The sequence below is a fragment of the Streptomyces albus subsp. chlorinus genome (genome assembly GCF_013302895.1).
GTDB classification, from domain to species: Bacteria; Actinomycetota; Actinomycetes; order Streptomycetales; family Streptomycetaceae; genus Streptomyces; species Streptomyces chlorinus.
The window spans coordinates 975,033-995,973 of sequence record NZ_VJOK01000001.1 but is presented as its reverse complement, the minus strand read 5'-3'; the positions used below and the strand labels follow the sequence as shown (position 1 = coordinate 995,973).

The 20,941-nt window shown below is 69.1% G+C and carries 18 protein-coding genes and 3 pseudogenes; 10 read left to right on the top strand and 11 right to left on the bottom strand.

Features of this window, described 5'->3' with window-relative positions; all coding sequences use genetic code 11:
• Together FM076_RS04590 and FM076_RS04585 are read right to left on the bottom strand one after the other, a co-directional pair.
• A pseudogene (locus FM076_RS04590) lies at positions 1–870 on the bottom strand (AAA family ATPase); the annotation flags it as partial.
• Positions 871–1,256: 386 nt separating this feature from the next.
• Positions 1,257–1,898, bottom strand: coding sequence for a uridine kinase family protein (locus tag FM076_RS04585; protein ID WP_173868647.1), 642 nt, complete (start codon positions 1,896–1,898; stop codon positions 1,257–1,259).
• 212 nt (positions 1,899–2,110) lie between these two features.
• On the opposite strand from FM076_RS04585, the gene FM076_RS04580 reads away from it, so the two are divergent.
• Positions 2,111–3,520 carry a peptidase C39 family protein gene (locus tag FM076_RS04580; protein WP_173868646.1) on the top strand — a complete coding sequence of 470 codons (1,410 nt, stop codon included), beginning with the start codon at positions 2,111–2,113 and terminating at the stop codon, positions 3,518–3,520.
• Positions 3,521–3,852: 332 nt separating this feature from the next.
• Positions 3,853–4,627, top strand: a pseudogene (locus FM076_RS04575) (transposase).
• Here FM076_RS04575 and FM076_RS34905 read toward each other — a convergent pair.
• The 3 genes from FM076_RS34905 to FM076_RS04560 form a co-directional block, all read right to left on the bottom strand.
• Positions 4,588–5,160, bottom strand: a complete 573-nt coding sequence (locus FM076_RS34905; RefSeq protein WP_345944892.1) for a hypothetical protein — start codon at positions 5,158–5,160, stop codon at positions 4,588–4,590. The pseudogene FM076_RS04575 and the gene FM076_RS34905 overlap by 40 nt on opposite strands.
• Before the next feature lie 455 nt (positions 5,161–5,615).
• Entirely contained in the window at positions 5,616–6,569 is a 954-nt protein-coding gene (locus tag FM076_RS04565) for a S1 family peptidase (RefSeq protein ID WP_173868645.1), read from the bottom strand.
• A gap of 567 nt (positions 6,570–7,136) precedes the next feature.
• Positions 7,137–7,715, bottom strand: coding sequence for a hypothetical protein (locus FM076_RS04560; RefSeq protein WP_173868644.1), 579 nt, complete (start codon positions 7,713–7,715; stop codon positions 7,137–7,139).
• A 719-nt stretch (positions 7,716–8,434) separates the two neighbouring features.
• Here FM076_RS04560 and FM076_RS04555 point away from each other — a divergent pair.
• From FM076_RS04555 to FM076_RS04545, 3 genes are all read left to right on the top strand, one after another.
• Positions 8,435–10,336, top strand: coding sequence for an APC family permease (locus FM076_RS04555; protein WP_173868643.1), 1,902 nt, complete (start codon positions 8,435–8,437; stop codon positions 10,334–10,336).
• Positions 10,337–10,717: 381 nt separating this feature from the next.
• Positions 10,718–12,721: an amino acid permease gene (locus tag FM076_RS04550; RefSeq protein ID WP_173868642.1), complete on the top strand. Its 2,004-nt coding sequence runs from the start codon at positions 10,718–10,720 to the stop codon at positions 12,719–12,721.
• Between the two features lie 97 nt (positions 12,722–12,818).
• Positions 12,819–13,910 carry an IS630 family transposase gene (locus tag FM076_RS04545; RefSeq protein ID WP_173868641.1) on the top strand — a complete coding sequence of 364 codons (1,092 nt, stop codon included), beginning with the start codon at positions 12,819–12,821 and terminating at the stop codon, positions 13,908–13,910.
• 72 nt (positions 13,911–13,982) lie between these two features.
• Here the strand turns inward: FM076_RS04545 and FM076_RS33390 are convergent.
• From FM076_RS33390 to FM076_RS04525, 4 genes and pseudogenes are all read right to left on the bottom strand, one after another.
• Positions 13,983–14,499: pseudogene (locus tag FM076_RS33390) on the bottom strand (XRE family transcriptional regulator).
• 77 nt (positions 14,500–14,576) lie between these two features.
• Positions 14,577–14,903: a DUF1048 domain-containing protein gene (locus FM076_RS04535; protein ID WP_173868639.1), complete on the bottom strand. Its 327-nt coding sequence runs from the start codon at positions 14,901–14,903 to the stop codon at positions 14,577–14,579.
• Position 14,904: 1 nt separating this feature from the next.
• On the bottom strand, positions 14,905–15,261 hold the full coding sequence (locus FM076_RS04530) for a DUF1048 domain-containing protein (protein WP_173868638.1): 357 nt from the start codon (positions 15,259–15,261) through the stop codon (positions 14,905–14,907).
• Positions 15,258–15,584 carry a PadR family transcriptional regulator gene (locus FM076_RS04525; protein WP_173868637.1) on the bottom strand — a complete coding sequence of 109 codons (327 nt, stop codon included), beginning with the start codon at positions 15,582–15,584 and terminating at the stop codon, positions 15,258–15,260. Before FM076_RS04525 ends, FM076_RS04530 begins: the two co-directional genes overlap by 4 nt.
• A gap of 197 nt (positions 15,585–15,781) precedes the next feature.
• Here FM076_RS04525 and FM076_RS35250 point away from each other — a divergent pair, with 197 nt between their 5' ends.
• The 5 genes from FM076_RS35250 to FM076_RS04500 all read left to right on the top strand — a co-directional run bounded on the left by FM076_RS35250 (position 15,782) and on the right by FM076_RS04500 (position 19,516).
• Positions 15,782–16,009, top strand: a complete 228-nt coding sequence (locus FM076_RS35250) for a hypothetical protein (RefSeq protein WP_428814678.1) — start codon at positions 15,782–15,784, stop codon at positions 16,007–16,009.
• A 544-nt stretch (positions 16,010–16,553) separates the two neighbouring features.
• Complete coding sequence (locus tag FM076_RS04515; RefSeq protein ID WP_173868636.1) at positions 16,554–17,291, top strand: class I SAM-dependent methyltransferase; 738 nt, start codon at positions 16,554–16,556, stop codon at positions 17,289–17,291.
• 79 nt (positions 17,292–17,370) lie between these two features.
• Positions 17,371–18,552 (top strand): peptidogalycan biosysnthesis protein, encoded by a 1,182-nt coding sequence (locus tag FM076_RS04510; RefSeq protein WP_173868635.1) that lies wholly within the window; start codon positions 17,371–17,373, stop codon positions 18,550–18,552.
• A gap of 71 nt (positions 18,553–18,623) precedes the next feature.
• Positions 18,624–18,992, top strand: coding sequence for a hypothetical protein (locus FM076_RS04505; protein ID WP_173868634.1), 369 nt, complete (start codon positions 18,624–18,626; stop codon positions 18,990–18,992).
• Between the two features lie 62 nt (positions 18,993–19,054).
• Entirely contained in the window at positions 19,055–19,516 is a 462-nt protein-coding gene (locus tag FM076_RS04500) for a pyridoxamine 5'-phosphate oxidase family protein (protein WP_173868633.1), read from the top strand.
• 220 nt (positions 19,517–19,736) lie between these two features.
• On the opposite strand, the gene FM076_RS04495 is transcribed toward FM076_RS04500, so the two are convergent.
• Positions 19,737–20,462, bottom strand: a complete 726-nt coding sequence (locus FM076_RS04495; protein WP_173868632.1) for a hypothetical protein — start codon at positions 20,460–20,462, stop codon at positions 19,737–19,739.
• 253 nt (positions 20,463–20,715) lie between these two features.
• Complete coding sequence (locus tag FM076_RS04490; RefSeq protein ID WP_173868631.1) at positions 20,716–20,934, bottom strand: DUF4236 domain-containing protein; 219 nt, start codon at positions 20,932–20,934, stop codon at positions 20,716–20,718.
• Between the last annotated feature and the right edge of the window lie 7 nt (positions 20,935–20,941).

Here is a 20,941-nt window from a genome sequence, read left to right as displayed (position 1 = left end):
GTACAGCTCCTGCGCCTCCGTGCCGCTGTCGGGGGACGGGCCGCCGAGGCCGCCCGAGAGGACCGCGGCGGCCAGGTCCTCGGCCGCGCCGCCCGCCCCGTCGCTCTCCGCGATGGTCGTCAGCCGTGCCGCCGTGTCCATGAAGGTGGGGTCGATGCGGTGCACCGCCCGGTACAGCGGCAGGGCGGCGGCGCTGCGTCCGGTGCCCTCGCGGGCGCGCGCCAGCCAGTAGCGCAGTTCCTTGCGCTGCGGTTGTTCGCTGCGGCAGCGCATCAGCGCGGCGGCCAGCAGCGGTTCGGCCTGCCCGTACATCTCCAGCCGCACCCGGGCCATACCGGCGAAGAGGCCCGCCTCGATGCCCAGCAGCGGGTCGTCCACCAGGGGTTCGGTGTGGGCGACCAGCCCTTCCCAGTCCTTGGCGAGGTAGGCGCGGCACGCGTGCAGGAAGCGCACCTGCGGATCGGTGTCCACCGGCGGGCAGCCGGCCAGCGCACGGTCGAGTTCGGCCACGTGGCGCCCGTCCAGCCAGTGCGAGGCGTGCGCCAGCAGCAGGTCCCGTTCGCTCTCCAGCACCGGTTGCACCCACCAGCCCAGCCAGTACCAGGAGTTGAGGGTGCGTCCGTGGCGGCGGCGCTGCTCGCCGAACCGGTCCCTGTGGTGGTACATCCGCAGCAGCGCGGTGGCGGTGTCGGCGCGCAGGGCGTGCAGGCCGAGCCAGGCGTCGGCCATTCCGGGGTCGAGGCGCACCGCGGTGCGGAACTCCTCCTCGGCCTGGGCGTATCCGCCGACGGTGTAGGCGTCCACCCCGCGAAGCCACGCGAGTTCGGCCGGGGCGTGCAGGCCCTGGGGGTCCTGCGTGCCGAAGTTCATCACGTCCCCCACGAAACGTCCCCCGTCATCTGCCGGTTATCACCCGGGGTTCCCACGCTGTTTCGCATCGTACCCGCGTACAGGGCGCCGCCGAAGAGCGGCGTCGGAGCGGACTGGGCGCTCGGGGCGCCGGGGCGGGGGCGCCGGTGTGCGCGGCGCCGCGGTCCGCACAAGCGGAAGCTTCCGCAAGCCATCACAACCAGTGAGGCAAATACGGTGTGGTGCTTCCGTTTCCCGCGTCAGGGCAGAACGAAGCCCCCGGTCACGGGGGAACAACCGGGGGCTCCGTGTCTGAGGACGACCTGCGAAGGTCGTTGCTGGAAAAGTAATCGGTCCAAGGCGTATGGGTCAAGCCGCACGGTTGCACTCGGTGCCCCGGAACGTCGTCAACTGCCGTGTCCTGTACGGAGGGTCATATTCACCCGAGGGACCGGCGCCCCTCTGGCGCCCTCCAGCACCTCGTATCCCGTACGCCCCTTACCCTTCTCCCGTACCAGACAGTCCGCGAACGGCCGTGAGGGGTCCGCGGCGAAGTGGGCGCGCTCCGCGGGGATCCATCCGGCCCAGAAGTCCCGCTGCGCGGGGCCGTCCCGCTCCTGGCCGCGCCGCCAGGCGTCCTCGGGCGGCACGTCCATCCACAGCAGGAGGGCGAGGTACGGCCGCAGCGCCGCGCGCCCCGCGCCCACGCCCTCGACGAGGACGACCGGCGCGGGCGGCAGCACCGCCTCGCTGGTGTAGGCCCGCGCCACCCAGTCGTACACCTGGTAGCGGGCCCGTCCGCCCTGCTCCAGCGGTCGCAGGACCTGTGCGGTGAGCCGGTCCGTCCAGGCGAACAGGGCCTCGTGACTGGCGAGATCGTCCAGGTGCAGCACCGGTGCCGCTCCCAGCAGCGCCGCCAGCCGCCGGGCCAGCGTCGTCTTCCCCGAACCCGCGTGCCCGTCCACACCCACCAGCCGCACCGGGCCGCACGAGGCGGGCAGCGTGCCCAGGCGCCGCGCGAGCGCTTCGAGGGACAGGGAACCGGGCATTCCCCCAGCGTACGCGGTGCCCCGGACGGGTGTGCGACCCCAGGTCGCGCACCCGGAGGGCCGCCGTTCACAGGCCCGGCCAATGGCGACGGCGTGCCGAACGGCCGAAGCCCTGGCACACGCCTGTCCGAGCCGTAATAGTGGGCTTCCCGCGGGCGACCGCGTACCCGTCACAACCCGCCGCACCGATCCACCGACTGGGGGCACCACGCATGACCAGCAGATCCGCCACCCGCCGCACCGTTCTGGCCGCCGCCGTCGCCGCGGCGGCCTCGGCCGTCGCGGCACCCGCAGCCCTGGCAGCCGACACCCGGTCGGGTGGTTCCACGGGCACGTACGGACAGGGCAGGCCCGGCCGCCCGGGCCGGCCGGGGAAGGCAGGCACGGTGGACTTCCACGCCTGGGCGTCCCAGCGCGACTGGGCCGCGGGCGAGGCCGAGGGGACCCGGGTGCGCACCGGCGCCCGCCCCGGCATCGTCATCGCCGCGCCCGCGGGCCGCACCGACTACACCGACCCGCACACCGGCAGGACGGCCACCTGGGAGTACGCCACCTGGACCTCGCCCCGCCACACCAGCACCGTGCCCGCCGGAGAGGTCATCGCCTCCTGGAACGCCCACACCCCCCACGGCACCTGGCTGAGGATCGAACTGCAGGGCACCTACACGGACGGCAAGGCGACGCCCTGGTACACCATGGGCATCTGGACCTCCGGCGACGGTGACGACGTCCCGCGCCGCACCTCCGTGGACGGCCAGAGCGACGGCAGGAGCACCGTCTACACCGACACCCTCTCCGTCGACGACCTGGCGGGCGGGCTGCGGCTGGCCTCCTACCGGCTGCGGCTGACCCTCCACCGCGCGCCGGGCACGAAGGCCACCCCGACGGTGTGGCGGGCCGGCGCGATGTGCTCCGACGTGCCCGACCGCTTCGAGGTCCCCGCCTCCACACCCTCGCTCGGCAAGGCCGTCGAGCTGAAGGTGCCGCGCTACTCGCAGGAGATCCACAAGGGCCAGTACCCCGAGTACGACAACGGGGGAGAGGCGTGGTGCAGCCCCACCTCCTCGCAGATGATCATCGAGTACTGGGGCCGCAGGCCCACCGCCGAGGACCTGGCCTGGGTGAACCCCGACTACGCCGACCCCCAGGTGTGCCACGCCGCCCGCCACACCTTCGACTACCAGTACCAGGGCTGCGGCAACTGGCCCTTCAACGGCGCCTATGCCGCCACCTACCGCGACATGAACGCCGTCGTCACCCGCCTGGGCTCCCTCAACGACGCCGAAGAATTCATCGCCGCCGGCATCCCGCTGATCACCTCCCAGTCCTTCATCGCCTCCGAACTGGACGGCGCCGGCTACGGCACGGCCGGCCATCTGATGACCGTCATCGGCTTCACGAAGGACGGCGACGTCATCGCCAACGACCCGGCCTCACCCGACAACCCGTCGGTCCGGCACGTGTACAAGAGGCGTCAGTTCGAGAACATCTGGCTCCGGACCAAGCGCAAGGACGCAAACGGCAAGGTCAGGAGCGGTACGGGGGGTGTCTGTTACGTCTACTTCCCGACGAAGCTGACGGCGGCGCAGAGGCGGGTGCTGCGCGAGCACGGGCTCGGCTGAGCCCGCCGGGCAGGTGGCCGGTGTAGGCCGTGGCCGCCATCTGACGGCAGCGCTCGTGGCCGTCCTGCGCCGGACGACCGTACCGCTTGGCCGTGACCTTGACCGAACGGTGTCCCCGCCCGCGGGCCCTTGGTGAGGGGGACACCGTTCGTCAAGGTCACGGTGGCCCATTTGTGCCGCAGATCGTGAGGAGTGTAAGGCCGCAGGCGCAAACGCTTGATGGTCCGGTTCCACGACCTCCTCAGCAGATCGGCATAGGGAATCGTGCCGGTCTCGCTGAGAATGGGGAATCGGGAGTCCCGTAACTGCTGGTCGGGTGAGATGATCTTGCTGTGTCTGGTGTGATCACGGCGTCGGAGCCGTCCTGGACAGCTCCGTTCACCGGGCTGAGCCCGCGCCAGTTCGGCAAGCTGATCACCGCGCTCCGGCGCGAGGGTGCCGGCCCGGTGCGCAAGGGCCGGCCCTGGAGCGCCTGCCGCTGGAGGACCGCGTACTCCTGGTCGCCGCCTCCTGGCGCACAAACCTGACGCTGCGCCAACTGGCTCCGCTGTTCGGGGTGTCCAAGTCAGCCGCCGGCCGCATCATCGACCACCTCGGGCCCGCGCTCGCCCTCCAGCAGCGCAAGCGGTACCGCAAGGACACCGTGCTGATCGTGGACGGCACCCTCGTCCCCACCCGCGACCACACCATCGCCGAGCAGTCCAAGAACTACAGGTACTCCACCAGCCACCAGGCCGTCATCGACGCCGACACCCGGCTCCTCGTCGCGGTCGGCCGACCAGTCACCGGCAACCGCAACGACTGCAAGGCGCGTGGGAGCTGTCCGGCGCGGAAGAAGCCGTCGGCAAGAAGACCACAGTCATCGCAGACGGCGGCTACCGGGGCACCGGTCTGGTCATCCCCCACCGCCGCGAGAGGGGCCGGACCGGACTCCCGGCCTGGAAGGAGGAGCACAACGCCTCCCACCGCACAGTCCACGCCCGCGTGGAGCACGTCTTCGCCCGGATGAAGGGCTGGAAGATCCTTCGCGACTGCCTGACGACGAAGCGTGGGCTTGCTTTTGGTGTTCAGCTCCAGCTCGGTGAGGGGCGGTGTGGCGATTTGTAGGGGATTGGTTTGCCGGTGACGGCATCCAGGAGCACGCGGTTGCCGACGGGCCGGTCCAGCTTCACCGTCACCTTCTGCAGTATCGCCTGCTTGGTACAGCGGCCCTTCTTCTGGCCCTTGACGGAGGGCGAGAGCACCACACTGCCGGAGGTCTCCTGTACGTTCACCACAGCGCCGTCGTCACAGGCGCCATGGAAGGCGACCACGCCTACCGAGCGTCCGTCGGAGGAGATGCGGACGAGCCGGTGGAGTGGGAGTCCGGGGACGTCGCCGTCCCGTCCGATGGGGGGTTGGGGGAGCTTCGAGGGCGAGACGGCGGCTCGTTTCAGTGGAGAGTCGTAGCCGTCGAGGCTGAACAGCCAGGCCGGGATCGTCGCTGCTCCGCGGCTGGTGGCCACACGCATCGTGCCCAGCTTCACCTTGGTCACCGTCAGGGAGGGCTCAGCCTTCTTCTGGGAGGCGGCCAGGGACTCGTAAGCCTTCTTCGCTCCCCACAGCGGGCGGGTGAGCGAGCCGCCTTTATCCCAGACCACCCGCCCCTCGGGTCGGTTTGCGGTGGGCAGCTTTGCTCGAAGAACGAAGCTGTAGTCCTTGAACGCTCGGCGGTCGGCCGAGTCCCGTAGGCCACCCTGCGGGAGTTGGACCACCCCGTCGATGGGGTGGTAGCCAGCGCGCCACGCGGCGGCTGACGCCGACCCGTCCCAGGCGGCGGCGACCTGCCGGGCACGGTGCGCCTGGGCCTTTGCGGAAGCGGTGTTGGTGGCGGTGCCGACGCCCCGTGCACCGTCCCCGGGTTCCTGCTGACTGCCGCAACCGGGTAGGGCCCCCAAGCCAGCGGATAAGGCAACCACGACAAGCAGACTGAGGGGACGCGAAACCCTTGCCCGCATGTGACCTCCCGGAAAAATGGTGTGACCGACCGTCACGTCGCTATGACGGGACTGGCCGAGGGTGCGTTCCATCGGTTGCGGCACAGCAGACGCGTCTGTCAGTAGACGCGAAGACCGCGTTGTTCCAACACCCTCTGCACCGGCGTGAAGTAGTTCCGGTACGTGCCGCTGGAGGAGGAGGTGCACCTCGTCTCATCGGTACCGCCGGAGAGGAGGCCCAGGGCTGTCGTTCCTCGGAGTGCTGGTCCGCCGCTGTCGCCCCCGAGAGCGCAGACGTCCGACTCGAACATGTTCTTCAGCTTGACGCCGTCGATATCAACGGTCACGACCTGCTTGGTGACGCGACCCGTTGTGTCCTGGCTGGTGACGCCGACCCGGTCGATGTCTTCCCCCTGCGCGGGGAAGCGCGACCTGTCGACTTGCTTATAGACGCCGCCGTGGTATCTGACAGTGCCGAGGGGATTGATACCGTCAGCGTTCGCCCTGATGGTGGCCCAATCTCCCTGCGGGCCACTGAAGCCCCACGCGGTTTGCTTCCCGATCGTGGCGGAGTTCCACTCCATGACCCACGTATTACCTGTTCCTGGCACGCAGTGGCCGGCTGTGAGCGTGTAGATGGCGCCCGAGGAGTTCTTCGTGTTGAATCCGGCGCTGCAGCCATGGCCTTGGGAGACGATCCCGTTGGCTCCACGCAGATCTGTGGCCTTGAATGACAGCTTCTGCTCGATCCGTTCGACGCGTATCGCGCCCGGGTGTGCTGCTGCGACCGTCTCGATCTTTTCCCGGCTGTCAGCGGGGGCTCCGTCGAAGATCTCGACGGACACCTGATTGGTGCTCGCGTCGGCGCCCCACGCCGCGTTGCGGAGGCCCTCCAGCTCGTCGAGTTCTTGGTGAACGGAGGCGAGTTCGGCTTTGCTGCGGGTCACCAACTCGGGTGTCCCGCCAGCCTCCCGGACTGTCTGGGAAGCCTCTTCGTCGGTAACGGTGACGACGAAGCGTCCGTCCTTGTAGTACATGCCGCCGGTTCGGTCGTCGCCGAGCTTGCTCTCCAATGTTTGTGCTTGGGGAACGCTCGTAAGCGGCTGGGCGGGGTCAGGGCCGTGGTCTTCGGCGGCTGCTGGGACCGTTGCAGCGACAGAGGCCAGAAGCGCAGCGGAGCCTAACCCCGCGAGTCTCTTTCGGGCATGCCTCACCTGTGACCTCCAGAGGTGTGGGTTACGAGTGGAACGATCGTGCGAATCGAGACACCTGCGACCTTATGCGGCAAGGATGCTGTGTGCAATCCATTCCATACGAGGAGTGACATCGAGACTTTGCTCCACGTGGGGGGAGGGAGGGGATGACGCGGCCAGAGGCATCTCGCAGTCAAGTTCCCAGGCTCTGCCACAGCTTGGTGGCGCCGAAGATCACCCGGGCCTCCGGGACTCGGGGATGGGAAGCTGGCTTCGTCCTGAGCCCTGGAATGCTCGGGGGCCTAGTTGGTGGAAGGTGCCGGGGGCTCGCACGCGCGGTGGCCCAGCAGTTCCTTCAGACAAGGAGGCGATTCGCCAGACGCAGGGCTTTCGTGGCCAGAGACATGACGGCGTGCAGCCCGAGTACCTCGTGGAGCGTGGGACGGACTACAGCAGCCCAATCGTCATGAGGGTTGGCCAGGTGGCGAGGAGGACCTCGGCGCTGGCCAGGCCGAGGTAGGCGGTCACATCCATCCCGCTGTCGAGGTCCAGGTTCAGGTTCTCCGCTAGCCAGCCCCGCGCGGCCAGCCGCTTCGCCTTCGACCGCACTCCTTCGATCTTCGCCGGGACCGGTTCGAGCCCCAATGCCTCAGCGATCTGCCGACAGATCATCGGCGTCTCACGGAAAGCCAGGATGTGCATGATCCGCTGGTAGTCCGGCGACAGCGCCGTGACTGCCAGTCCGTTCTGCCGCACCGGCACCGCCGAGCCGGGCACCTTCCCTGACAGACGCACCGCCGGCTCCGGCACGGTCGGCCCGGCAGCCTCGGGCACCTGAACGACACCCGACCTACCCGACTCCGACAGCACCCGGCTCACCGTCTCCTTCGCGATCGCCAGGCGTTCCTGCATGGACTCGGCTTCCTTCAACTCGGTCACAAGCCGATCCACCTCATCCCGCAGTGACTCCACCCGCTGCCGGGCGACCAGCTCCCGCTCCTCAATCAACTCCACCACCGACGGCATCCGGCACCTCCACCGAAGAGACGACACAACGTGCCATCCCTGCTGCACGGAAGCTGGTCTCATGCCTGACCTGTGGAAACCCGACCGTCACATCCGGAAAGACAACGGCTTCTGAGGAAGCACGGGCTGTGCTGAGCCCGCCGGGCAGGTGGCCGGCGTACGCCGTGGCCGCCATCTGACGGCAGCGCTCGTGGCCGTCCTGCGTCAGATGGCCGTACCGGTCGGCCGTGACCTTGATCGAACGGTGCCCCAGTCAGGGGGACACCTCGTGAAGGGAGACACCGTTCGTCAAGGTCACGGTGGCTTGTGCGCCGGCGTGGACCATGCCGGCCGGGGCGGGGGTACGGCCGCATGCCGAAACGCTTGATGGTCGGGTGCTTGAGTGGCCCACTGGTGGGCGTAAGGGCCGCCTCGTCCGTTCGTCCGCACCGGGTCGACGGCAGTGCGCTTGTGCCGGGTGGGTGGTGTAGGTGAACGCGGATGTCGTGCTCCACCCGGGTGGCGAAACCCACCGCGTCCCGCTCGCGGTCGAAGGATTTCTCGCAGCGTGCGGGGAACCGCAGAGGGCAGTTGCCTGAGGTGGCACTGGTTCTGTGTCAGGGGCGGGCGTCAGGGTTGCGCGAAGACCGCCGGGGATGGCGTCAAGGCGCTGCCAGGAGCGCAGGAGGGCGCGGGGCGGCTCCCGCACGCTGGGATCTCACCACCACGGAGGTCCCCTCATGCCCCTCTCCTCCAGACGCCCGCGTTGGCCTCACGAGTACAGCTCCCCCGCAAAGCCGGAGCCGCCGGACAGCCGTCCCGCCCTCCCCTCTGGCCGGTCGGACTCCGTCCCCGCCGGCGAGAGGTACAAGCTGACCTCGCTTCAGGGACTGGCCGCGCTTTCCCTGGACGCGATGGCGTCCGTCTCCTACGGGCCGGAGGCCATCGTCCTGGTCCTGGCGACGGCGGGCGGCCACGGTCTGGGGTTCACTCTGCCCGTCACCCTCGCCATCGCGGCGCTTCTGACGGTGCTGGTCGCCTCCTACCGCCAGGTGATCGCCGCGTTCCCCGACGGCGGCGGTGCTTACGCGGTCGCCAAGAGGTATCTGGGCCGCCGCAGCAGTCTGGTGGCGGCCGCCTCGCTCGTTCTCGACTACGTGCTGAACGTGGCCGTGTCGGTCACCGCCGGTGTCGCCGCGCTGACCTCCGCTTTCCCCGCCCTGTACGACCAGAGGCTGTGGCTGTGCCTGGGCGTGCTGGCCATGGTCACCGCGGTCAACCTGCGTGGTGTCGTCGACTCGGCACGGATCTTCCTCCTGCCCACCGTGCTGTTCGTCGGCTCGATACTGGCACTGATCGCCATCGGGCTTTTCCGGGACGCACCGGTCTCCACGGCGTCCGCCGACGGCCACGTCCCGGCACTGGGCGACAACGCGACGACGGTCGGCGCCCTCCTGCTGCTGAAAGCGTTCGCTTCGGGGTGTTCCGCGCTGACCGGAGTCGAGGCGGTGGCCAACGCCGTACCGTCCTTCCGCGCTCCGGCGGCCCGCCGCGCCCAGCGCACCGAGGTCCTCCTCGGTGCGCTGCTGGGCAGCATGCTGATCGGTCTGTCGGTCCTCATCAGCCGGTTCCATCTGCAACCGGTCGAGGGCGTCACCGTCCTCGCCCAGCTTGCCGATGCCTCGCTCGGGCACAGCGCGGCCTTCTACGTCGTCCAGTTCGCCACCGTGGTCCTGCTGGCTCTGGCAGCCAACACGTCCTTCGGCGGTCTGCCGGTGCTGATGGGCCTGCTGGCACGGGACAACTACCTGCCGCACGTCTTCGGCCTCAAGGCCGACCGGCAGGTTCACCGCCACGGCGTCCTGGCGCTGGCCGTCGCCTCTGCCGCACTCCTGGTCTTCTCCGGCGGGGACACCAACGCGCTGGTTCCGCTGTTCGCCATCGGCGTCTTCATCGGCTTCACCCTCAGCCAGGCTGGCCTGGTACGCCACTGGTGCGGCGAGAAGGGCAACGGCTGGCGGGCCAGGGCCACGCTCAACGGCACGGGTGCGCTGCTCACCGGAACGGCGGCGATTGTCGTCACCGCCACCAAGTTCGCCGATGGCGCCTGGCTGATCGCCCTCGCACTGCCGCTGCTGGTTCTCGCCTTCACCCGCGTCCACGCCGCGTACGCGCGGATAGGCGAGCGACTGGAACTGGGCCGGATACCCCGCCCCCCGCATCGCGACCGCTCACTGGTGGTCGTTCCCGTCTCCGGGCTGTCCCGCCTCACCAGTGAGGCCCTTACGGTTGCCCGCTCGCTGGGCGACGAAGTCGTCGCGGTCACCGTCGCCTACGACGACCACGAGGCCCGCCACGCCACCGAAGCGCTGCGCCGCGACTGGGAACTGTGGCGGCCGGGAACACCCCTGATCGAGATCCCCTCGGCCACCCGCTCACTCGGCCGCCCACTGACCGCGTGGGTGGACGACTTGGCACATCAACGCCCCGGAACACGCATCACCGTGCTCATCCCCGAGGTCGAGCCCGCCCGGCCGTGGCAGCGGCTGCTCCACAACCAGCGTGGCGCTGTTGTCGCGCACGCGCTGCGGCGGGACACCGCCGCTGTCATCTGCCGGTTGCGCTTCCGCCTCGGCAAGTGAGCGCGGTCCCGTGCGCGTCGCGTCCGGCGGGCCGCTCAACGGCGGTTCCCGTACTCGCGGACGCAGGCACGCAAGCGGTGGAGGAGGCGACGGCCGGGGCCATCGCCTCCCGGTGGCACGGGCCGTCACCGATGTGAGTCGGACGCTGTTCGCTAGCCGTGTTCCGGAATGCCGGTCGAAGGTGACCTTGATCCGCCATTGACAGGCCTTTGGCGTGCATCGATCCTCCGCCTTCGACAGCGCTCGCCGTAGCTCGCGGGGGAGGGCCGGGGCGGCGCCACGCGACGCCGGGACCGCGGCAGGCGTGACCTTCGCCGGAAATTTCCGCCGCTCGGCGTAGCGGCCCGGGCAGCGGGCGGAGTGGGTGCTTACGCTCGTGCCGTGGTCAAGATCGCCGGCTTGCTGAAGCGCGTCGTGATCGGTCGCGCGCTGCGCAGCGAGGAGCTGGGGGAGACCCTGCTGCCCAAGCGCCTGGCCCTGCCGATCTTCGCTTCGGACCCGCTGTCGTCCGTGGCCTACGCCACCGAGGAGGTCCTGCTGGTTCTCACCCTCGGCGGTCTGGCCTACCTGCACTTCACCCCCTGGATCGCGGCGGCGGTCGTCGTCCTGCTGGCGGTGGTGGTGATCTCCTACCGCCAGGTGGTGCACGCCTACCCGAGCGGTGGCGGTTCCTACGAGGTGGCCTCGCGGAACCTGGGGGTCAACGCGGGTCTGGTGGTCGCCGCCTCGCTTCTCGTCGACTACGTGATGACGGTGGCCGTGTCGGTCGCCTCGGGTGTGGACAACGTCATCTCGGCGGTGCCGGAGCTTGCCGGGTACCGGACAGCGCTGGCTCTGGGCTTTGTCGCTCTGCTCACGGCGATGAATCTGCGCGGGGTACGCGAATCGGGGCGCGCCTTCGCCACCCCCACGTACCTGTTCGTCGGCGGCGTACTGATCATGGTGGGCACGGGCTTGTTCCGCTATGTGCTGGGTGACGCGCCGGTCTCGGAGAGCGCCCGGTACGGCATCGAGCCGGTTCCGGCGGACGCGGATCTGCGGGGTATGGCCCTGGTGATGCTCGTCCTGCGTGCGTTCTCCAGCGGCTGTACGGCCCTCACGGGCGTGGAGGCGCTCTCCAACGGGGTGCCGGCTTTCCGCAAGCCGAAGTCGAAGAACGCCGCGACCACCATGGCGGTCATGGGGATCATCGCGATCACGATGTTCGGCGGCATCACCACTCTGGCCGTCGTCGCCAAGGTGCACATCACCGAGGATCCCTGCCAGCTCACCGGGCTGGAGGGAAGCTGCGGCTCCTACCAGCAGCGCACAGTAATCGCTCAGCTGGCGGCCTCGGTCTTCGGCGGTGAGCACAGCCTCGGCTTCTACTTCATCCAGGCCGCCACCGCGCTCGTTCTGATCCTCGCGGCGAACACCGCCTTCAACGGATTCCCGCTACTCAGTTCGATTCTTGCCCAGCACCGCTACCTGCCTCGCCAGCTGCACAGGCGCGGTGACCGGCTCGCCTTCTCCAACGGCATCATCGCGCTGGCCGCCGCGGCCGGCCTGCTCCTATGGGGCTTCGAGGCGAACGTCACCAACTTGATCCACCTGTACATCCTGGGAGTGTTCACCTCGTTCACGCTGTCCCAGACCGGCATGGTCCGGCACTGGAACCGCGAGCTGCGCGTCGAGACGGACCCGGCACTGCGCCGCCACCATCAGATGATCCGGGTCATCAACGCGATGGGTGCGGTGACCACAGGCCTGGTCCTGGTCGTCGTGCTGGCCACCAAGTTCACCCAGGGAGCCTGGCTGGCCGTGGTCGCCGCCGTGGTCATGTGGCTGATGATGCACGGGATCAAACGCCACTACGACGCCACCGCCGCCGAACTGGCCGTCACCGACCCGCGGGCCGAACTCACTCCGCCCTCCCGCGTGCTGGTGATCGTACTGGTCTCCACCATCCACAAACCGACACTGCGGGCCCTGGCATACGCCCGCGCCTTCAAGCCCCAGTGGCTCGAAGCCCTCACCGTGGCCGTCGAGCGCGACGAGGAACAGACACTGGAGCACCAGTGGCAGGACCTCGACATCGACGTCCCCCTCACGGTTCTGGACTCCCCATACCGGGAGATCACCCGACCCGTTGTCGACTACGTCCGCTCCATCCGCCGGGAGAGCCCGCGCGATGTGGTCGCCGTCTTCATTCCCGAGTACGTCGTGGGCCACTGGTGGGAGAACCTGCTCCACAACCAGTCCGCGCTGTGGCTCAAAGCCCGGCTGCTCTTCACCCCCGGGGTCATGGTCATCAGCGTGCCCTGGCAGCTCACGTCCTCCACCCGCGCCGACCGCCCGGCTGCCAGGGCACCCGGCTCGGTCCGTCGTGGCGAACCGTCTCGCTGACGGACACCCCAGCCCACTCCCCGGCGGATGCGGACCGCCTCCCAGCGCCGGGACGGGCCACTAGTGACCTGAGTCAGAGGTTCGTCGTTGGTTGGGTATGAGTCGTCCGGGTCCGAAGATTCCGCCGTTGTCGCTCACTGATGCCCAGCGGACCGTGCTGGAGGGCTGGGTGCGTCGCAGAACAACGGCCCAGGCTCTGGCCCTGCGGTCGCGGATCGTGCTGGAGTGCGCTGAAGGTCACTCGATCATGGAGGTGTCCCGCCGGTCAGGGGTCGTTCCGGACACGGTCCGCACCTGGCGGCGCCGCTTCCTCGAACGGGGACTGGACGGTCTGTGCGACGATCCGCGGCCCGGCGTCCCGCGGAAGATCACCGATGCTGACGTCGAGCGGGTCATCGTCAAGACACTCGAGGAGACGCCGAAGAACGCCACCCACTGGTCCACCAGATCGATGGCAGCGGCGACGGGAATGTCGCAGTCGACGGTCTCGCGGATCTGGCGGGCGTTCGCACTGGCGCCGCACCGGTCGCAGACGTTCAAACTGTCCACCGATCCGCTGTTCATCGACAAGGTTCGTGACGTCGTCGGCCTCTATCTCGATCCGCCGGAGAAGGCACTCGTGCTGAGCGTGGACGAGAAGTCACAGATCCAGGCCCTGAACCGGTCCCAGCCCATCCTGCCGATGATGCCCGGCGTTCCCGAACGCCGCAGCCACGACTACCTCCGGGCCGGCACGACCACCCTCTTCGCCGCCCTGGAGGTCGCCACCGGGAAAGTCATCGGCTCCCTCCACCGCCGCCACCGGGCGGCGGAGTTCAAGAAGTTCCTGACCAAGCTCGACAAGGAAGCCCCCGAGGACCTCGAAGTCCACCTGATCCTGGACAACTACGCGACCCACAAGACGCCGGACATCAAGCGGTGGCTGCTGGCGCACCCGCGGTTCCACCTGCACTTCACACCCACTGGTGCTTCCTGGCTGAACCTGGTCGAGCGGTGGTTCGCCGAGCTGACCCAAAACAAGCTCAAGCGCGGCGTCCACCGCTCCGTCCAAGCCCTCGAACGCGACATCCGGACCTGGCTCACCGACTGGAACGAGGACCCCAAGCCGTTCGTCTGGACCAAGACAGCCGACGAGATCCTCGACAAGGTCGCCACTTACTGTCGACGAATCTCTGACTCAGGTCACTAGGACGTTGGGCTTGACCCGGCGTCAGGAGGAGTCGGAGGACCCGGTGGGGCCCGTTGAGGGTCCGGGGAGCTGTCACACGGCGCCGGGCGGCAGGTGGACGGCCATGATCAGGTGGCAGGTCCCCGTGCCCACCGCACCGCAGTAGGCACGGGGAGCATGGGCCCCGAACACGGCGGTCCGGCGTCCGTCCTCGACGGCATGCTCGGTACCGCCGACGACGAGCGTCATCCGGCCCGGCGATGACACCGATGGTCTCGGTCAGGCCCGCCTGGTGCGGAGGACCGGGGTAATCTCCGCCGGGTTCCGGCTTCCAGCACCAGACCTCGGTGGCCGTCCGGCCGCCGGCGACCGGCATGAGCTGGGCCGCGCCGCCGCGCTCGCCCTTCCGCAGGGGCACGACACCGTCGGCGTTCCGCACCCGGACGCGCTCTTCCGCGCGGTCTTCCCTCAGGGCCGAGACGGATACGCGAAGAGTGTCGTCGAGGCGGACGAGGGTGGCGGAGTTCGGATTGCCCTGAGCCTTCTCCGGTCCCCCCGCCACCACCTGAACCTTGCCCAGGAGCCACGAAGAGGAGAACCCAGGAGCCACGAAGAAGAAAAGAGGGGGGCATCATGACCACCGCTCCGCCGATCGCCGAGACCGAGCACCTGCCGCCCGTGCCCGAGTCACTTCCCGTTCGCGCCGGGTTCCCCGCCGAGGGATTCCTGGTAGACGTCCGCGTAGGTGGGAGAGTCCTTGATCAGGTCGTCGCAGAACGCGGCGACGTCGGTGCCGATGAGTTCCAGAACTCCTCTGCCCGCGGCGGCACCCTCCTCGAAGAAGCCGACGATCCCGGGGAGCAGCGGCCCGTCAGGCAGGCTGACCGGTCCGACCTTGAACAGGTACTTCTGCATCTCCTTGTAGACGATCTGATAGTCCGGCGGCAGTGCCTTGACCCGGGCAACGTGCGCCCGCCACTGCTTCTTGCCTTCGATGATGTCCTGGATGCCCACGTCAGTCTCCCAGTCGGCTCAGTTTTCTCGCGACGTTCCTGTTCAGCTGCTCGCGCCACCGGTCGCGATAAGTCCGGGCCCCTGCTCCGCCGGCCAGCGCCGTGCAGAAGCCCCGGACATCGTCACCGAGCACCTCGTGGGCGCTCTGCCCGTCCGCCGCCGACACCTCCAGCAGCCCCAGGGCGGAGTCGAGGATCGGCGTCAGGTTGCGGCCGGTGAAGTCCCCGTAGGGGAAGAGGTGGGCGACGATCTGTCCCCACGCCGCCCGGTAGTTGTCCGGCAGCGCCTCGACCCGGACTTCGAACGCCTTCCAGTCTCTGGTGAGATCGCCGCCCGTGGCCTTTTCCCAGAAGTTCATCTCCCGCCCTCCTTGAGCTTGTTGATGCGCGATGAGAGGTACTGCCATTTCGCCCAGAACTTCGAGAGTTCCTCGCGTCCGGCGTCGTTGAGCGTGTAGAACTTGCGCGGCGGACCGACCCCGGAGGGTCGTTTCGTCACCTGGACGAGTCCGTTCCTCTCCAGTCGCAGCAAGATGGTGTACACCGTCCCCTCGATGACATCGGTGAAGCCGAGTTCGTTCAGCTGACGGGTGATGGCGTACCCGTAGGTCTCCTCGCTGCCGATGATTTCGAGCACGCACCCTTCGAGCGTGCCCTTCAGCATCTCCGTCAGGTCCTCCATCGCGGGTGCTCCTCAGCGTTGATCGGTACTATGTGCTACCGAGTACTGCTATACGGTACCACCGAGTACTGGAGCCGGCCAGGCCATTGCGTACGGCGTGGTCAGCATGGTCATGGCGGCCTTCGACGCTGTGCAGAGCGGCGCGACGGCCCGGCGCTCGACGCGTTCGGTGTCGTGGGTGGCCAACGAAGGAGCCCATGCCGCTCGGCATGTTGACGATGACCGGGTTCGCGGACTTGCGCGGCAGAGGCGGGAACGCGTGCGTGACGCGGACGATCCCCACGACATCGACCTCGAACACCGCGCCGGCGTCAGCGGCCGTGATCTGGTCGGCGGCGTTGTGGGTGCCGAGGATTCCCGCGGAGGTTCAGCGGATGCTGGCTCGTCTCGGGGAGTTTCCCGTGGGCGTGTTCAGCGCCGACTGACCTCGCTGTCGTGGACTCCGGCATGGGCGGCGCTGTCGGCGACCCCCGGCGGACGGACACACGTCGAGCGGAACCTGGTGCGAGCGGTCGTCGACTCGGGGCCCGGAGGGCTCGCGGCCTGGCCCGTGCGGCAGGACGGCGACCGCCTCGCCGCCCATACGTCCGAAGCTCTCATGAGACCGAGCCGCGTTCGACGCCTGCCGCCCCGTCACCGGTGAGCCGGAAAAAGCGACATCAGGTACCGCACCAGGCGACAGGTTTCAGGGCCTGTGCCCGCGCCGTCGGCAGCGACCGCGTCGAACTGGGCAATGGCGCCGGCACCAGTGTGAGCAGGGCCGGAGGTGGTTCCCAGGGCGCGGCAGTCGCACTGCCAGAGGCTTCCGGACAGTGGCGGCCGGATGGCTGGGGCACCGGCTGCCTCCGCTTTCAACACGTTCACGGAATCGCTCAGCGCATCCGTTCCGGAATGCTCGCACCAGGTGTTGCAGTGGGAGGTGTTCCGGCTACCGGGAGCGTTGCGCGTGTGAGGGAGGCGAAGAGGCGCATGGTCGGACAATTCGACCAGCTGGGACCGATGTACGAGGAGATGTTCACGCTGCCCTGGCGGGCGCACATGGAGTCCGTCAGCGTGCTGCGCTCCCTCGGCCCGGTGGAGGGCCGGCGCGTACTGGACATCGGCTGCGGCACCGGCCTGTACAGCAGGGAACTGAAGCGGCGTGGAGCCGCTCAAGTGCTCGGGTACGACGTTTCCGAGGGCATGCTGGAGGTGGCCCGCCGAGCCGAGGAGCAACACCCCCTGGGTGTGCGGTACACCCACACGCCCCCGGCGCGTGAGCAGTTCGCGGGGCGGTTCGACCTGGCGCTGGGCGTGTATGTCCTGCCCTACGCCCCGGACTACGCCTCCCTCTCCGAGCAGTGCGCCCTCGCCGCCCGAGCGCTGCGGCCCGGCGGCCGGTTCGTCACGCTGCCCGTCAACCCGTCCTTCCACCCCGACGGGACCTTCTACGAACGCTACGGCCTGCGGCTGTGGGAGACGGAACCGCGGGCCGACGGCTCGAAGGTGACCTTGGAGCTGTGTTTCGGCCGCTATCAGGAGCGCGTCACGGCGTACTACTGGAGCCGCGGCACTTTGGAGCGGGCATTGCGCGAGGCCGGATTCGGGGACATCAACTGGCCCGGATTCACCGTCTCTCAAGAAGGGATCGCCGAACACAGCCATGACTTCTTCCAGCCGTACCTCGATCGCCCCCACGCCGCGATCATCGTCGGCCGCAAGCGCTGAGCCGACAGCTCACACGCTCGCTCCCACCGACCCCGAGGCCACGGCCCTCACGACCGGCCGGCTCGCCAGCGTGAGCGAAGTGCCGCCACACGTATGGGATGCCCTGGTGGGTCCGGACAACTTCTACCAGAGCCACCGCTGGCTGCGCGGGGTGGAGCTGGCCAGCGGCCCCAGCCCGATCCTCACCGCCTGGGACGGGAACCGCATGGTGGGCGCTCTGCCCACCTGGCCTGGCGAAGGTGACGCCCCTGGGCTCTTCTCCCTGCCCGAGATGTTTCCCGACTTCCGCATCTCCCGGCCGTCGCGCTACCTGTGGCTCGGCACGCGGCGCTCCGTCTACAACGAACTCATGTGCGTGCGGGGCGCGATCCGCACCGAGGTGCTGCGGCAGCTGCTGCACGGCGCTCTTGCCACTGCCGAGCAGGAAGGCCGAGCGGGCGTCGTCCTGCCCTACCTCGCAGCCGACGACGCGCGGGAGCTGGCTCATCTGCACCCGCGAGCACGCGCGCTGCTGCACGACGCGGATGCGAACATCGACATCCCGGTCGGCGGTGTGGAGGAGCAACTCCATCGGGCGACCCGACGTGACCGGGCCCGACGCCGAGCCGAGCTGCGGGCCCAGGACCGGAGGGGGATCACCGTCACATGGCTCCCGCTCGATGCGGGTGCCGAGTCCGAGGCGGCACGGCTGGTCACCCAGAACCGGCAGCGTTACGGGAGCAGCGCCGGGCAGGAGTGGATGGACCGTTCCTTCGCCGCGCAGGAGGAGTCCGGCGTGCTGGACCGCGCGGTGGGCTGCTTCGCGCTGCGCTACGGCCGCCCCCTCGCGGTAACCGTCTGCTACGCACACCACGACCGGCTGTACGCGCGGTATTACGGCTTCGACTACGAGCACGCCACACCCTCCGGCGAATACTTCGCCCTCAACTACGGCGCGTTGATCGACTACGCGGCGGCGTGCGGCTTCCGCCGCTGCCGACTGGCCGTATCCGCCCAGCAGCTCAAGGTGCGCCGCGGAGCCCGGCTCTCACCGCTGGCGGCCGTCGTGCTCCCGGCGGAGGGCGAAGCGTGCACGCAGGAGGCGGCTGACGCGCACAACCACCGGACGGTGAGCCGTTGGCGCGAGCTGTGCGGCAGCAGGCCCTGGGCGGTGGGAACGGAGTGGGACGCGTGGGAGACGAGGCCCCCGGAGCCCCCGGAGCCCCCGCGCCCACCGCGCCCCCGCGGGCGTCGCCGCAGGCTGTCACGGACGGTGGGGTAGCCGACGACACCCACCACGGCAGGCGGCAGCGCGCGCACCCGCACGCGGATGGACGGAAGGGGAGATCACCGATGCTGCACATGGTCTACCGAATCGAACTCACCGAGGAAGCCGAACGGGACCCCCAGGCTTTCTGGGCGTGGTTGCAGAAGCGCGAGCAGTGGTTCTACGACGGCCTCGACACCGTACTGGCCACCCGCTGGACGGTGAGGACCATCGGCGCTCACGTCCACACGCTGGAGCACACCGTGACCTTCGCCGACGAGGCCGCCTGGGGACAGTACCGGCGTGCGGTCTCGCAGCGGGGCCGCGACCCGGTGTGGGAGAAGCGGCGCACGGAACAGACCCGCTGGTGGCGGCTGCTGGACGCCGCGCTGCTCAGCGATCCGCCCGTACCCCTGGGATTCGACCGGACCCGGGAGGAGGCGGCCGGCTCGTGAACGCTCCAGAGCAGGCATCCCTGACCGAGCGTAGCTGCCGCCTTTTCACCCAGGGGCGCTTCATGACGCTGGCGACGGCCCATGACGGCACCCCCTGGGCGTCCACGGTCAACTTCGTCGCCCTGGGCGCACCGCTGCGGCTGCTCTACTACTCCCTGACCCGCGCCCGGCACTCCCGCAACATCGAGCTGAGCGCGCAGGTGGCCGGATCCGTCTTCATGACCGGTCTGCCGGGGTTCGGCCTGGACGGACTCCAATTCACCGGGGAGTGCCGGGCGGTGGACGAACCCGAACTGGAGGAGACCCACCAGCTCTACTACGAACTGAACTTCCCCGACCCCGTCACCCGGACAGAGTGGACCCTTCCGGTGTCGGAGTTCCGGGACGACGGACCACGCCGGTTCTATCTGGTCACGGTACGGGAACTGTGGCTGCTCGACATCGACCGCTGGCTCGCCGACAAACACGACCAGCGCGTCGCCGTCCCTCTGGACATCCTTCCGAACAGCCTCTCGACCGCATAGTGAAAAGGCCGGCCCAAGCCGACGCCGAAGGCGTCCTGGACCGGGTTGCCGCGGTCGCCTTTGTCGTCGGCTCGGGCCGGCCGGGGGGGGTGAACACCTTCTCCCGGATGCCGTCAGCCGCCCACACGCACAGCCGGTCGCGCACTCCCTTCCACACGAGCCGAAATGCGCGGGCTCGGGCAGAGCACCGGCCTGTGGGGGCTTCCGTGTGTCCGTGAGGTCAGCCTGCCGGTGGCCTCTCGACCGCGGGCCCCGGCCGGTCGTCGATGACGATCCTCACCGCACGCCGTTCCTCCGCGCCAGCAGACTCCGGCACCTGTTCCGCGCCCTCCAGCGCTTCCCCGATGCGCCGGTATACCTGGGCAGCCATCCGCCGCGTCCCCTCCGACACCGTCGGCTCTCTCTGCACCTGCCACAGTTCGTCCACCGCTGCCAGCAGCGACCGGCCCGACACGTCCACCTCCACCGTGCCGTCCGGTTGCTCCGAGATATCCGTCGGCAGCCGGAAGTGTTCGCCGCGGGATGCCCGCTCCACGATGAACGCCCACGTATCGCGGTGGCACACCACCTCGGCGCGAGCCACAGCCGCCGCCAGGCCCAGCAGCCGCACCCGAGCCAAGCCCTCCTCATCGTCAGTGTCGGCACCAACGGCACCAACGGCACCAGTGGCACCTGCGGTCGCCGCCGGGGACGCGGGGTGGTGCCGCAGCGCGTAGATTTCCGTCCGCATCGCCGCGGACGAGTCCCGCAGCCCCTCCACCTCCTGCCGCAGCCTGGCCAGATCCGCATGCACCTGCTTCAGCAGCCCCCGCGATTCCGCGTTCTGCTCTCGCAGTTCGGTGAATCCCGAATCCGCCTTCTCGTACACGTCCTTGACGGCTTTCTGCAGCTTTTCGACATCCGTCTTCCAGCCCAACCGAACCCCCCAACCGAATCGGCCCATCACGCCGGAATACTCCCCTTCCTGACGGACGGCGACGCGGCGAATTCCGGACGCAACACAAGGCTTTCGCCCAGGTCAGACGGAGGCCAAAGCCTAACGAGGTGCTACGGATTGACGGTGGCTCCGCGCAGTTCTTTGAGCGCGTCGGTCACAACCTCCACCGGATTGCCGAGCCTTCACCTTCCGGCCCCGAGAAGGCACGAGCCCGACAAGGCGCAAGCGGGAAAAGAAAGGAACGCTGTCCGGGGCGGCGCCCTCACGTGCGGCTGCGCGAGCGCCGGTGGCCGCGGGTGCTGCTGGTACGCCGGAGGCCGAAGGGGCCGGGCAGGTTCAGTGAGGACGTGCGGCGGCCGGTGGAGCCGACGGTGCGGCGCGGCCCGCCCCGTCCGCCGAGGGTGACCGACCAGGAGCGGCGGCTCAGATTGAGCCGCACCCCCGGCAGGACGCGGATGCTCTTGCGGAAGGTCAGTGACATCGGCCCC